Annotated in this window: 12 protein-coding genes; 6 read left to right on the top strand and 6 right to left on the bottom strand. The window is 70.5% G+C overall.

Annotated features, from left to right (window positions below; translation table 11 throughout):
* Positions 1-30: 30 nt before the first annotated feature.
* Positions 31-798 carry a deoxyribonuclease IV gene (locus tag ACWEPG_RS23075; RefSeq protein ID WP_452595429.1) on the bottom strand — a complete coding sequence of 256 codons (768 nt, stop codon included), beginning with the start codon at positions 796-798 and terminating at the stop codon, positions 31-33.
* Between the two features lie 161 nt (positions 799-959).
* Between ACWEPG_RS23075 and ACWEPG_RS23070 the strand changes: the two genes are divergently transcribed.
* The 3 genes from ACWEPG_RS23070 (at position 960) to ACWEPG_RS23060 (ending at position 6,337) form a co-directional block, all read left to right on the top strand.
* Entirely contained in the window at positions 960-1,763 is an 804-nt protein-coding gene (locus tag ACWEPG_RS23070; protein WP_450113389.1) for an ABC transporter ATP-binding protein, read from the top strand.
* A 26-nt stretch (positions 1,764-1,789) separates the two neighbouring features.
* Entirely contained in the window at positions 1,790-4,300 is a 2,511-nt protein-coding gene (locus ACWEPG_RS23065) for an ABC transporter permease (RefSeq protein WP_452595428.1), read from the top strand.
* Between the two features lie 234 nt (positions 4,301-4,534).
* Entirely contained in the window at positions 4,535-6,337 is a 1,803-nt protein-coding gene (locus tag ACWEPG_RS23060) for a DUF222 domain-containing protein (RefSeq protein ID WP_452595427.1), read from the top strand.
* Positions 6,338-6,346: 9 nt separating this feature from the next.
* Here the strand turns inward: ACWEPG_RS23060 and ACWEPG_RS23055 are convergent, their stop codons facing one another.
* From ACWEPG_RS23055 to ACWEPG_RS23045, 3 genes are read right to left on the bottom strand one after another with little or no spacing between them, the layout of a single operon-like run.
* The gene (locus tag ACWEPG_RS23055) at positions 6,347-6,949 is read right to left on the bottom strand and encodes an AMIN-like domain-containing (lipo)protein (RefSeq protein WP_450113392.1); all 603 of its coding nucleotides are present in this window, start codon (positions 6,947-6,949) and stop codon (positions 6,347-6,349) included.
* A gap of 39 nt (positions 6,950-6,988) precedes the next feature.
* On the bottom strand, positions 6,989-8,590 hold the full coding sequence (locus tag ACWEPG_RS23050; RefSeq protein WP_452595439.1) for a hypothetical protein: 1,602 nt from the start codon (positions 8,588-8,590) through the stop codon (positions 6,989-6,991).
* A 20-nt stretch (positions 8,591-8,610) separates the two neighbouring features.
* Positions 8,611-9,204, bottom strand: a complete 594-nt coding sequence (locus ACWEPG_RS23045) for a histidine phosphatase family protein (protein WP_450113393.1) — start codon at positions 9,202-9,204, stop codon at positions 8,611-8,613.
* A 79-nt stretch (positions 9,205-9,283) separates the two neighbouring features.
* Between ACWEPG_RS23045 and ACWEPG_RS23040 the strand changes: the two genes are divergently transcribed.
* A complete protein-coding gene (locus ACWEPG_RS23040) occupies positions 9,284-9,568 on the top strand; it encodes a helix-turn-helix transcriptional regulator (protein WP_450113394.1) in 285 nt (94 codons plus the stop codon).
* An 18-nt stretch (positions 9,569-9,586) separates the two neighbouring features.
* Here the strand turns inward: ACWEPG_RS23040 and ACWEPG_RS23035 are convergent, their stop codons facing one another.
* Complete coding sequence (locus ACWEPG_RS23035; protein WP_450132515.1) at positions 9,587-9,970, bottom strand: excalibur calcium-binding domain-containing protein; 384 nt, start codon at positions 9,968-9,970, stop codon at positions 9,587-9,589.
* Between the two features lie 293 nt (positions 9,971-10,263).
* Between ACWEPG_RS23035 and ACWEPG_RS23030 the strand changes: the two genes are divergently transcribed.
* A complete protein-coding gene (locus ACWEPG_RS23030) occupies positions 10,264-11,913 on the top strand; it encodes an NERD domain-containing protein (protein ID WP_450113396.1) in 1,650 nt (549 codons plus the stop codon).
* 70 nt (positions 11,914-11,983) lie between these two features.
* Positions 11,984-13,135: a hypothetical protein gene (locus ACWEPG_RS23025; protein WP_450113397.1), complete on the top strand. Its 1,152-nt coding sequence runs from the start codon at positions 11,984-11,986 to the stop codon at positions 13,133-13,135.
* 3 nt (positions 13,136-13,138) lie between these two features.
* Here ACWEPG_RS23025 and ACWEPG_RS23020 read toward each other — a convergent pair whose 3' ends face one another.
* On the bottom strand, positions 13,139-13,771 hold the full coding sequence (locus ACWEPG_RS23020; protein ID WP_450113398.1) for a TetR family transcriptional regulator: 633 nt from the start codon (positions 13,769-13,771) through the stop codon (positions 13,139-13,141).
* Positions 13,772-13,835: the final 64 nt, after the last annotated feature.

The following is a 13,835-nucleotide window of genomic DNA, read 5'->3' as shown; positions in this document are numbered from 1 at the left end:
ACCACAAGTGCGCACAGGCGCCGAAGGCGCCTACAGCGCCTCGCGCAGGTACGCGAGGTCGTCGGCGAGACCGTCCGCGGGGGTTTCGAGGATCACCGGCGCCTGCGCGGTGCGCACCACCTCGGCGAGCACCGCCGGGTCGATGGTGCCGTCGGCCAGGTTCGCGTGCCGGTCCCGGGCGGAATTGAACTCGTCGCGGGAGTTGTTCAGATGCACCAGGTCGATGCGACCGGTGATCGCCTTGACCCGTTCGACGACGCCGACCAGGTCCTCGCCGCCGGCCCACGCGTGGCAGGTGTCGAGGCAGAAGCCCGCGCCGAACTCGCCGACCTCGTCCCACAGCCGGGCGATGTCGTCGAAGTGCCTGGCCATCGCCGCGTCCCCGCCTGCGGTGTTCTCGATCAGGATCGGCAACGGGAATCCGCCCTTGTCCGCCTCGCGTTCGAACAGCTTGCGCCAGTTGGCGAACCCCTCGGCCTGGTCCTCGCCGTCGCGCACGTGACCGCCGTGCACGACGAGTCCGATCGCGCCGAGATCCGCGGCCGCCTTCGCCTGCTCGGCGACGGCCTTGCGGGACGGGATCCGGATCCGGTTGTTCAGTGACGCCACGTTGATGACGTACGACGAGTGCACGGCCACGTCGATCGGGCTCTGCCGGATCTGGTCGGCCCGGGGGTGCTCGGTCAGCTTGTTCCACTTCTGCGGGTCGGTGAGGAACAGCTGCACGACCTCGGCGCCGAGAGCCGCACCGGCTCCGATCGGGTCGTCGTCCTGGCGTACGTGGGCTCCGATGCGCATGAGGCCAGCGTACTGGCCGACGCGCGGCGCGGATCGGGTCCGAGTGCAACCCTGGGGTCGAGATCAGGGTGGTCCCTGATGGCGGCGGGCGCCCTCGACGGTCAGGATGGACGGGTCGGACCGGCCGGTCCGACTTCACCGGATCCGCAGGAAAGGCAGTCATGAGCGCGCACGCCGCACCAGACCCCACATCCGAGACCGTCGCCGCCCGGGCAGTGAACCTGACCAAGACGTACGGTTCGGGGGAGACCGCGGTCACCGCACTCGGTGGTACAACGGCCGACTCCGCGAGCAGGGGCGTCGACGTCGAATTCGCGCGGGGGGAGTTCACCGCGATCATGGGGCCGTCGGGGTCCGGGAAGAGCACCCTGATGCACTGCCTGGCCGGCCTGGACTCGGCCACCTCCGGGTCGGTGCTGATCGGTGACACCGACCTCACCGGGCTGTCCGACAAGGGCATGACGGCGCTGCGCCGCGACCGCATCGGGTTCGTGTTCCAGGCGTTCAACCTGGTGCCGACGCTGACGGCGTTGGAGAACATCACGCTGCCCCTCGACATCGCCGGCCGCAAGGCCGACCAGCAGTGGCTGGACTCGGTCCTCACCCGGCTCGGGCTCACCGATCGTCTCGACCACCGGCCCAGCGAGCTGTCCGGTGGACAGCAGCAGCGTGTGGCGTGCGCGCGGGCGCTCGCCGGGCGGCCGGAGATCATCTTCGGTGACGAGCCGACCGGCAACCTCGACTCGCATTCGTCGGGCGAGGTGCTCTCGATCCTGCGCGCCGCGGTCGACGAGTTCGGGCAGACCGTCGTCATCGTGACGCACGACCCGCGTGCCGCGAGCTACGCGGACCGGGTGGTGTTCCTCGCCGACGGGCAGATCGTCGACGAGCTGCGTGAGCCGACCGCCGACACCGTCCTCGATCGGATGAAGGGCCTCGACGCCCGCGTGAGCGTGCGGGGCTGACCGTGGCGACGTTGAACCGGAATCCGATGCGCAAGTTGTCCCTGCGCAACCTCGCCGCGCACAAGGTGCGCCTGATCCTGACGGTCCTCGCCGTGGTGCTGGGTACCGCGTTCGTGACCGGATCGTTCGTGTTCACCGACACCCTGCAGCGCACCTTCAACGGCCTGTTCGAGGACGCCGCGAAGGGCGTCGACGTCCGGGTCTCCACCCCCGAGCAGGGATCGAGCGGGGTCCCGCTCTCCGACACCGCAACGATCGAGGCGGTCCCCGGCGTACGCACGGTGGTGCCCTCCGTCAACGGCCAGATCGTGCTCCTCGGCGCGGACAAGGCGCCGGTGCAGACCGGCGGCGCGCCCAGTCTCGGGGAGTCGTACCTGCCGCCGGACCGCGCACTCGGTGACCCGCCCGAGTTCATCGCGGGTACCCCACCGGTCGCGCCGGGACAGATCGCGCTGAACGAGGGCGGTGCCGACAAGGCCGGCCTGAAGGTCGGTGACACCACCCAGGTCCTCGTCCCGTCGCACGGGGTGTTGAGCGTGGAGGTGTCGGGAATCTACGAAAGCCCGACGGACACCGGTGGATTCATCGGTGCCCTGTTCGAGGCGGGGCAGGCGACGGAACTGTTCACCGACGGCACCCACGCGAACTACCTCGACGTCGCCGGTGACGGCACAGTCGGGCCGGAGCAGCTGAAGGAGGCGATCGCGACCGCGCTGCCCGACACCAAGGTGCAGACCGGTGCGGAGGTCCGGGACGAGGTCGAGGCGGAGGTCACCTCGGCGCTGAAGTTCGTCAACTACTTCCTGCTCGCGTTCGGTGCGATCGCCCTGCTCGTCGGCACGTTCATCATCTACAACACCTTCTCGATGATCGTCGCGCAGCGCCTGCGGGAACTCGCGTTGCTGCGGGCGATCGGTGCCAGCCGCGGGCAGGTCGGTCGCTCGGTGGTCACCGAGGCGCTCGTGGTCGGGGTGCTCGGCAGCGCGATCGGCATCGCCGCCGGTGTCGCCCTCGCCTACGGGCTGCGGTCGATGCTCAACGCGTTCGACGTCGGATTGCCTTCCGGCCCGCTGCAACTGGCCCCCCGCACGGTCGTCGTCGCGTTGCTCATCGGCGTGCTCGTCACCGTGGTCAGCGCATACGCGCCGGCCCGGCGGGCCGCGAAGACCCCGCCGGTCGCCGCGATGCGGGAGGAGTTCGCCGCCGCAGGCGACACGCTGCGGGTCCGCACCCTGATCGGCTCCGCGTTCGCGGTGCTCGGCGTGGTGCTGCTGGTGATCGGTGCCCGCGGTACCGGTGGTGGTGCCGCCGCGACGGTCGGACTCGGCGCCGCGGCCCTGATTCTCGCGGTGCTGCTGGCCGCGCCGGCCCTGTCGCGGCCGGTGGTCGGGGCGCTCGGGACGGTGTTCGCCCGCCCGTTCGGCGCGGTCGGTCGGCTGGCCCGCACCAACGCCGTCCGCAACCCGCGGCGCACCGCAGCGACGGCGTTCGCGCTGACCCTCGGGCTGATGCTGGTGACGGTGATCGGGGTGTTCGGGTCGTCCGCGAAGGCCAGTGTCGACGAACTCGTGGACACCGGCATCCAGGCCGACTACATCCTCACCGGGCCGCAGCAGATCGGCGTTCCGGTCGGGGCGGCCGCGGCCGCCGCGAAGGTGCCCGGGGTCGCGACGGCGGTGTCGCTGCATGGGGTGTCGGTCAAGATCGACGACGAGCAGACGATGGGCACCGGCGTCGGCGGTCAGCTCGAGGGGGTGCTCGACTACCAGCTCGTCGAGGGCAGTGCCGCACTGGACGGCAACGTGGTACTCGCGTCGGAGTCCTTCGCGGCCGAGAAGGGGTGGAAGCTCGGCACCCCGATCGTCATGACCAACAAGGACGGCGACACGGTGACCGCCGAGCTGACCGGCATCTACGCCGAGAACCAACTGCTCGGCGACTGGGCCACCACGCAGCAGGTCTACGAACAGGTCACGCCTGCGGTGATGCGCGCGGACTGGGCGGTGCTGATCAAGGCGCAACCCGGGGCCGACCTGACCGCGATGCGCGGCGAGATCGAGAAGGCCACCGACCCCTACCTGGTGGTGCAGGTCAAGGACCGCGACCAGTTCAAGGGGGAGCAGGGCCAGCAGATCGACACCCTGCTGGCGGTCCTGTACGGGCTGCTGGCGTTGGCGGTGGTGATCGCGATCCTCGGCATCGTCAACACGCTCGCGCTGTCGGTGGTCGAACGGCGCCGAGAGATCGGCATGCAGCGCGCCGTCGGCATGCAGCGCCCGCAGGTGCGCCGCACCATCTACATCGAGTCGGTGCTGATCGCGGTGTTCGGCGCCGCGGTCGGGGTGCTGCTCGGTCTCGTGTTCGGGTGGGGATTCGTCCGCACCCTCGCCGACGAGGGCCTCGGCACCGTCGCGGTGCCGTGGGGTCAGGTGATCGCGATGCTCGTCGGGTCCGGGATCGTCGGCGTCCTCGCCGCCCTGTGGCCGGCGAGCCGCGCCGCCCGCACCAAGCCGCTGGAGGCGATCGCGGGGGTGTAGGAACCGGTGAATCAGGCTGTGCCGGTGGGCGTCACACCCACCGGCACACCTGTGGGTCCGTTCGCAAGAGTCGCACCGATGCCCGATTTTCGGGAGTCAGTGTCGGGACAAAGTCGAACGGATGTGCTGATTTCGACGATCCTGTCGGACTCGGCGCGTAGTGTCGCCAGTGTGTTCGATTCGGGGGTCGATCAGAGGGGTGGCGGGTCGCGTACCCGTGGTGCGTGGGGCCTGGTGGCGACTGCTGCCGATGTCGCCCTGCTGGCGGAGGCCACCGAGAGTGCCCGGGTCGAGAACCGGGCGGCGGCGCGGAAGGTGCTGGCGGCGGGTGCGCTGTGGGATGCGTGGATCGAGCGGGATGTCGAGCTGGGGTCGGGGAAGATCTCCGACTGCGGCAACGCGGCGATCGCGGAACTCGTGGTGCGGCTGGGGTGTTCGAGGACGGTCGCCGAATCGCATGCGTCGTTGGGGATCGATCTGCGGTTGCGGTTGCCGCTCACCCGGGCGGCGTTCGAGGCCGGGGATCTGGACCTTGCTCGGGCGCGGGCGATCTCACGGGAGACGACGGGACTGTCGGTGGCGACGGTGGCCGCGCTGGAGCCGCAGATCCTGGCCGCGGCACGGCACCTGTCGCCGGGACCGCTGGCCACGGAGATCGACCGCCTTGTCGTCGCGTACAGCCCGGACGAGGCGGCCGCGCAGCGGGAGAACACCCAACGCTGGCAGCGGCGCGTGGTCAACAGACGCGGTCGTGGCTGCTCGACGGTGGAAGTGACCGTCTCCCCGGAGGAGGGGCAGGCGATCATGCAGCTGGTCGCCGAGTTCGCCGGGACGGTGTGTCGCCACGATCTGCGAGGTGCGCAGGAACGCCTCGTCGATTCGGTGCTGGCCCTTGTGCACGGCGAGGCCCACCTGGCGTGCACGTGCGAGCGAGACGACTGCGACGCCCCGAAAGCCGACGCGCTGCCGGGCAGGCGGGCGCCGCTGACGCAGATCACGATGGATGTCGCGACCCTGCTCGGTCTGCTGGCGCAGCCGGCGTACCTGCACGGCCACGGACTGATCGATCCCGAGCTTGCGCGGCAGCTCGCGGAAAACGGGACATGGCAAGCGATGCTCACCGAGGTCCTCCAACTCGCCGAGGAACTGGGCCTCGTCGACCACGAGGACGCGGACGTGGCCGCCGTGGCACGGCCCGCCGCAGCGAACTCCCACGCGCCGTGCGACGAGGCGACCCCTACGCTCTCGAATGCACCTGCCGGGGAATCGGGTTCACCGCGAACCGCACCCGACGTGACAAAACCCGACGTCGTCGTGTCGGACCGCACCGCCCCGACCGGCGATGATGCCGCCGAACACCCGGAACCCGGCAGTGAAGCCCCGGAGCCCCCGCCCAGGTTCTGCGTGCGATCGTTCCTCACGCGCGGCAGTCGCCGCGCCGCGGGACCCGTACCCGACCCCAGAAAGCCGGCGACGGCTGTGTCGTCCCCACCACACCTGCCGCCGACAAGTGTCGGCACCATGACAGACGCGATCCTCGCGGCGGTGCGCGCGAATCCGGCTCTCGCTCACGGCATCCACCGTGACGGGCACGGCGGCCTGCTCGTCCCGCCATCCGGGGCGCTGACCTACCGGCCCGATGCCGCGACTGCTGCGCTCGTTCGAGCCCGGGACCGGCACTGCCGGTTCCCCGGCTGTTCCCGTCCCGTCGAGCAATGCCAGCTCGACCACATCGTCGAGTACCTCGCGTGGGATCCGATCTCCGGAGGCTGGACGATCGTGTCGAACTTGCAGTGCCTGTGTGCGTTTCACCATCAACTCAAGACGCTCGGACTGTGGCAAGTGGTGATCCTCGGCGGCCCGCGCGCGAGCGCTCACGCGTTGTTGTGGACCTCGACGCTCGGGTCGACCGCGGTAACACTCGCCGGCGGCACGTCCGGCGCCGCTGACCTGGCTTCGCTTCGGCCCCGTGTAACCGGCCGCGCCGCTCCGGCCGTGACCGTTCCCTCCACGGACCCGGAAGCGCCGCCGTTCTGACCGTCGCGTTCAGCGCGCGATATCGACGACAACCCTCGCCGGGTCCGTCAGCAGCGACACCGTCACCGGTTGCTTGGCGCTGTCCAGGCCGATGAACGACTGGGTGACGCCCTCGAACACGGTCGCGATGGTGACCTCGGTGATCCCGCCGGATCCGGCCAGCGGGTTCGGGCCGGAGTACTGGTCGACGCCGGTGTCGAACGGATAGCCGGTGCCGGTCAGGGACACCTCCAGAATCGACTGCCCCGGCACGTCGATGACGTCGCCGCTACCGTCCTGCACGGCCTGGTCGACGTAGCGGACGGTCCAGCCGGGGGTTCCAGTGCCGCCGAACTCGTAGACGACGCGGTCGAAGCCGTCGTGCGCCGCGACGCGCACGCCGGTGACGGAAAGCGACGCTCCGGGAGAGTGCTCGGAGTGCGAGTCGACGACGGTCGGCACGCCGCCGGGTTCCGTGATCGGCGACGACGGCGTTCCCGTCGAGTCGACAGCCTGTGCCTCCGCGGTGGGGTGTGCGGGCGGGGCGGGTTCGGCAGCCGTGCCGCAACCGGTCAGTGCCACCAACCCAACAATCGTGAAAGCCATCTGCCGGCGGAGTGTGCGACCTGTCATCGGTCCAGGATAGGCCTGGCGCACACTCGTACCGGCCGCTCAGCGCACGACCATGTCGCTGTCGGTCGCGCTCAGAGTGATGGGGGCGATCGTCCTGCCACGCATCCAGTCTCGGATGAACGCATCGCGTGCGGGGGTCGCGGCGCTGCCCTCGGGGATCGCGATCGCACCGACCAGGTGTCGCGGATCGTTGTCGAGACCCGGACCCCGTGGCGTCATCCGCAGGCCGTCCGCGGTGTGCATCAGCACCGGGATCCGCGAGCCGTCCGGGGCGACGACCGTCGCCTCCCGCGTGGTGGCCGCCGGGTCGAACGCGGTGACTTCGAGGCGATATCCGGACGGTGCCGCGTGACTGCCGAGTGCTTCCAGTGCTCGCGGATCGACCACCGTGTAGGGGAAGCCGATGTCGATCAGGACCTGCGCGTCGATCAGTGCGTCACGGGACGGCAGATCCGCGGTGAAGTTCCAGGGGGCCGGTGGGGCGAGGGTGCGGTCGGAACGGTCCTCCGCCGGATTCTGCACCGCGATACCGAGCCTGCCGGCTCGGGTCGGGGTGAACTCCCATGCGGGGGAGTCGAGGTCCTTGTGCCAGAACCCCGCCTCGCGGCCACGGCTGCCCTCCACCCGCAGCTCCCGCCGACCGGGACCGGGTCCGGTGGAATGCACGCTGATCGCGGAGGTGATCTCGCCGGGGATCTTCGGTTGGTGCACCCAGTCCGGGGCGGGCAGTTGGATCGCGGCGGTGCTGCGGTCCAGCGTCTCCACGACCAGGTTCGGTGCCGTCGGCTTGCCGGACTGGTCGTCCCAGCTGTACCGGAAGAAGATCGAATCGGAGCCCGAAGAGTCGAAATCGAAGGTGCGGGTGTACATGTCGCCGTAGGAGTTCATCACGAAGGTCGTCGATCCGGCCGCTGAGAGCGACGATGCGCGGAACCGTCCGCCGAGCGGTGACCCGATCTCGTAGCTGTCGTCGTTCGGCAGCCACGGATCCGCGTAGGTGATTCGGCTGCCGTCCCCGGTCAGGGCAGGCACCATCGTCATCTTGCCCAGTCCGACGTAGTGGATGCGGCCCGCGATGTCGGTGTACGTCTGGTTGTCCCATGGTGACGACACGCTGAGCGCCCACCCGTTCGGGCGGTCGTCCGGGAGTTGGCGTCCCGAGGCGAGCCAGAGCGGTGCACCCCACGCCGACGTCCAGGTCCATGCGACCGGGTCCTGGGACACGTTGTCCATCGTGTAGATCCACCCGGACTCGTCGACCGCGATCAACTCGTCGTCGTCCACGGAGATCCCGACGAGGCGGTCTCGGAGGCACTCCGGCATCGGTGCGAACCGCCACGGCTCCGCGGTCGCACGCGGCCGGGCCAGCAGGGCGTGACCGGCGAGGGCGAACTCCCAGGACCTGTTGAACTGGGTTGTCGCCGTTCGCAGTTCGACGTTTTCCGGTGCGTCGGTGCCGGGGTACGTCGGGAGGGCGGTGAGTCCGAGCCGGCCACCTCCGGACGGCACGCCGGGCGGCAGTTGGGCGGTGCCGAACGGGACGCAGCCCGCTGGTGCCGCCGACGGCGCCGCCGCCGCGGGCGGGGCGAAGGCCACCACCGTGGCGAACGCCGCCGCCGCGGCCAGTCGAACGTGGTGCATCGTCATCGGTGCCTCCCGGGTCAGGGCTCGATCGGCGCGCGGTCCATCGTGATGCGCCCGCGGACAGCGACACCGTTGATGCTGAGCACCGACCAACGGTGGCCGTCGTGATGCAGCGTCGCGATGCCCGCGTTCGGGATCCGTGGAACGGGTGGGCCGTGCAGGGCGCCGATCACCGAGCGGATCAGCCCACCGTGGCTGACCGCCACGACCGAGCTCCCCGAATGTCGCTCCGCGAGTTCACCGAGGACGGCCAGACCCCGGCGCCGGACCTCCTCGCGCGGCTCGAGGCCCGGGTACATCCCGTCCGGCCAGCGGTCCCACGCCTCGTAGTCGGTCACGCCCTCCGCCCCACCGAAGTGGCGTTCGGCCAGGCCCGGATGGGTCGCCGAGCGGGTCAGCCCGAGCCGGGTGCCGATGATGTCCGCGGTCTCGCTGGCCCGGGAGAGCGGGGAACTGACCAGCACGTCCCACGGTCCGTCCGCCAGGCGAGTAGCCGCGCGCTCGGCTTGGAAACGACCGGTGTCGTTGAGCGGGACGTCGGAGGAACCCTGCAGACGTCGCTGCGCGTTCCAGTCCGTCTCGCCGTGCCGGACCAATGCCAGGTAAGTCATGGTTGCCGCAGGCTAGCACCGCTGGACAGTGCTCGGGGGTAGGCGCACACTGCACACATCCAGGCGAGGAGATGGTGTGGTGCCCGAGACTGACACCCCGACGACGTTGGCGCGGGCTCGGCCGCGGCGCAGCGGCCGGGCACCGTCCGGTCAGATCGCGGACGGCTTCGTCGCGCGGCGGCTGCAACTGGGGCTCACCCAGAGCAGGCTCGCAGAACAGGCCGGGGTCTCCCGGTCCAGTGTGCAAGCCATCGAATCCGGCCGCGCCACCGTGCAACTGGACGTGCTCGAGGCCGTCGCGGACGTGCTCGGCTGCGACATGGTCCTTGCTGCGCGGGCCGGTCGCCGCGTCCCGGAGGAGTGACCGGCGCCCGGCCGGGGGTCAGTTCTCGCAGCCGATGCCGTCGTTGTCGCGATCGAGGTGCGGTGCGTAGCCCGCCTGGCCACGGTAGACCGGAGCGGCACCGGCATTCCGGGCCTCGGTGCAGTTCCGGTAGTACACCTGACTCGGTGCGGGCTGCGGCACGGCGGCCGGCGGTGCGGGCTGCGCGGGCGGAGTCGGGGTAGCGGGCGGCGCCGGGGTGGCGGGCGGTGCCGGGACCGGAGGCAGGAGCGGTGCCACCGAGTCCGCAGATGCGCTCGGGATCAGTGCCACGATCTCCGGCGGCAGGAAGTCGGAGAGGGTGGACGCGGCGGCTGTCGAGGTCCCGCCCACCGCAATTGTCGTGGCGGCAACGAGGCCGATGGTCAGTCTGCGAAGAGTCATGTTTCCCCAGAAATGGTCGAAGGTGCGCTCGAACGATACCGGCGGGGAGGTTTGCCGCACAGTTGCGGGTGGGCGCGATCTCGGCGCGCCCGAGTTTGTCGGGTCAAGCGTTCACGACCTGATCGGGGACAACTTCGGGAACGCCGAAAGGCATTGTCATTCAGTTGGATGACAAGAACCGCGCCGGCACGGTGGGCGGTCGCGGACCGGGCCGACGAGGAGTCGGACAACCGCGAAGTCGCCGCCGTTGCCGCGGGTGCGCCTCCTCGCCGGCCCGTGACAAGCTCACCGTCATGGTGACACGCATTCCGGAGAATCCCCGTCTGGTCAACGCCGCCGAGCGGACGGTGTGGGATGCGTTGAGCAGTCAGCTCGGCGACGCGGACCTGATGGTCGCAAACCAGCGGGTAACCGATCACCAGAAGGACCACGAGATCGACATCGTCGTCGCGGTGGCGGGTCAGGGGATCGTCACCGTCGAGATCAAGGGCGGGATGATCTGGCACGACGGCACCGACTGGTATCAGGATCGGCGCACCGGCCCGACCGTGATCAACCCCGTCCGGCAGGCCCGCGACGGGTGCTACGCGTTGCGTCACTACGTCGAGACCGATCCCCGGTGGACGCAGGGCAGGCTGCGCTGGGACCACCTGGTGGTCTTTCCGAACGCCACCATCGACGCCGGCTTCGCACTGCCGGACTGCCCGCGGTGGAAGGTGATCGACCGCACCGAGCTCGACCAGATCGCCGGACGCATCTGGAAGGTGCTGGTCGGGCAGGAGCTCGACCGCCCCGGGCTGTCGGACGAAGGCGTCGAGCAGCTCGCCACCGCGCTGGCCGGACGCGGGCTGCCGCAGCGGGACGTCGTCGCCCGCGCGGTCGCCAACGAGGACGCGGCGGACGCTTTGTCGGCGCAGCAGGCCGTGATCCTCGACGCCACCCGCCTGCTCACCCGGGTGGAGGTACGCGGTGGAGCCGGCAGCGGCAAGACGTTCCTCGCCGTGGAGCAGGCCCGCCGTCTCGCGAAGCGCGGACAGCGGGTCGCACTGCTCTGCTACTCCCACGGGCTCGCGTCCTACCTGCGTCGCGTGACCGCGAACTGGAACAGGAAGGAGAAGCCGGCCTACGTCGGCGAATTCCATTCGCTCGGCCGCCGGTGGGCCGGGGACGCCGATCCGGACGGGCCGACGTCGGTCCCGGTGCGTCAGGACTACTGGGAGTACGAACTCCCGCGCCAGATGACCGAATTGGCCGCTGCGTTGCCGCAGGGGGAACGGTTCGACGCGGTCGTGATCGACGAGGCGCAGGACTTCGCCGACGCATGGTGGGAGCCGGTCCTCGCGGCACTCGTCGACGAGGAGACAAGCGGCATCTACGTGTTCAGCGACGAGGGCCAGCGGGTGTTCGACCGGCAGGGCGTGCCGCCCGTGCCTCTCGTTCCGCTGGTTCTCGACCAGAACCTCCGCAACACCCGCCAGATCGCCGAGGCGTTCGGCCCGCTCGTGGGGCAGCGGATGCGGCTGCGGGGCGGTGAAGGGCCGCAGGTCCGCTTCGTGGCGTGCGGGACCGCCGACGCAGTGTCGGTCGCCGACGACCAGGTCGACCAGTTGATCGATGCCGGGTGGCGGCCCGAGGACGTGGCGTTGCTGGTGACCGGCAGCCGGCACCCGGAGCAGGTCGAGCGTCAGCAGGAGGGCAACCGTGCCTACTGGGACAGCTTCTGGGACACCGAGCAGGTGTTCTACGGGCACGTGCTCGGGTTCAAGGGACTCGAGCGCCGCGCCGTGGTGCTCGCGTTCAACGAGAAGGAGGCGGCGCAGCGGTCGCGGGAACGGCTGTACGTCGGACTGTCCCGCGCCCGCGACCAGCTCGTGGTGTGCGGCGACCCGGACCTGATCCGCGAGGTCGGAGGCGAGGAACTGGCCCGGCGGCTCGGCCTCTGACCGGGGCTCCGACGAGGACGTCGAAGTTCTGGGACAGTGGAGTCGGCGAGTATCGATTCTGGGAGGGCCGATGGACGCGGCGCAGCGGCGGGAACGAATCACCGCACAGGTGCGGCGGTGGTGCGAGGAGGCGCGCGTCGACGGCTTCCGGCAGGACCTGTCCGCGGACGCGGCGGTACTGATCGCCGCCGGCCACCTGGACGAGCCGACCAGGGAGGTCCTCGCGAACCGGCGCCGCATCGGGCGCCCACTGCCCGACATCGGCGGGTTCGGCGCGCTGCGTACCCTCGCCGACGACTACAGCCGGCTCGACCGCAAGGCGCGCGGCATGCGACCCGGCGCGATGCAGGCGTTGACCTCGTACCGGGCGGGCGAGCTGGAGCGGCGGCTGCTCACCGCCCGCGCGAAGTTCACGCACTCACCCGCGCACTACGCGAACGGGGTTCGCACCATTCGCAGGGACCGGAGGGACGGCGTCCACCTGGAACCGGCGCAGCGGCAGGCGCTGTTCGACGCGCTGGCCTGCACCCCGACCCCCATCTCCGAGCACCGCACGGATCAGGCCACCGCGGCCGCGGCCGCCCTCGCGGCCGAGCGGCTGGCGGGCCTGGCCGACCGGACGCCCTGGGCGGCTGCGGGCCGGCGCGCCGCGGAGATGCTGGGCGGGGTGGCCGGTCCGCCCGACCGCTTCACCGACCGGTTCGACGCGCTGCTGTTCTTGGCCGGAGCCCTCTACGACCGGATCGACGGCTCCGCCGCCTGGCACTCCGAGTACTTCGCGGTTCAGCGTGTGCAGCTGGACCTCGCCGACGAGCTGACGCAGATCGCGGTCGACGCCGTCGCATTGCGGGGGATCGGCGGGGAACTCGACGATGCGTTGCGCGTCGCGCACGGGGACGCCGCCCGCGACCAGATCCGGTCCCGGCAGCGGTCACTCGAACCGGTGTGGGATCAACTGGTCGAGCGGGTCGCCGCGCTCGCCCGGATCGGCGACCTGCTCGGGGATGCCGAGGGGCAGTTGCGGTCGATGGCCGCGGTGCAGCGCACGATGAGCCTGGACTCGCGGATCGACGACCTCGTCGCTCGGGCCGGAAACCGCGAACTGTCCACGGAGAACACCCATCACGTCGGGGACCAGATCGGCGGCGTGGACGAGCTGATGCTGAGCTATCAGGCGCTGCTGCACGGCGACATCCTCGCGCTGCAGGCCCGTACGCGCTGAGACTCAGGCCGCGACCAGACGCAACGCGAGCTCCGCGTACAGGTCGGCGACGGTATCGGGGTCGGTGAACCCGCCGCCGGGGAACCAGCGGCACACGTCCACGCACAGCGAATTGATCGCGAGGTTGACGCCCTGGACGTCGGGCACGACGAAGGAACCGTCCTCGGCGCCGGCACGAATGATCCGCTCGATGATCCGGCTGATCTCGCGGCGCAGGCCGAGGATCTCGTGGTAGTGCTCGGGGGAGAGCGCGGTCAGCTCGTACTGCACCACTCTGCCGCGGGTGTGGTGGGTGGCCTGCCAGCTCGTGAACGCCCGGACCACTGAGGTGAGCCGCTTGGCCGGAGCCTCCCCAGAGGGGTCCGCCTCGGTGAGCAGCTCGACGCACAGCAGGTGGCCCTCGTAGCTGATCGCGAAGAGCAGGTCTTCCTTGGACTTGTAGTGCGGGTACATCGCCGCGGGGGACAGCCCGAGTCGCGCAGCGATGTCCCGGGTGGTGGTGCCGCCGTAGCCGTTCTCGGCGAACGCCTCGGCCGCCGCAACGCGGATCCGCGCCGCGGCTTTCGACGAGCTCACCACGGTGTTGGGTGTCGTGAGACGTATCGCGTTCGCGTCCTTCTCGTCCGTCTCGCTCATCGCCACCTCCTTCGCGCCTGTCGGCCTTGACAACGGCCGTTCACCGGGTAAGTATAAGCATGCG

The organism is Rhodococcus sp. NPDC004095, from assembly GCF_053604015.1.
Note: the sequence above shows the minus strand (reverse complement) of the source record. Positions and strands in the feature narration are given on the sequence as shown.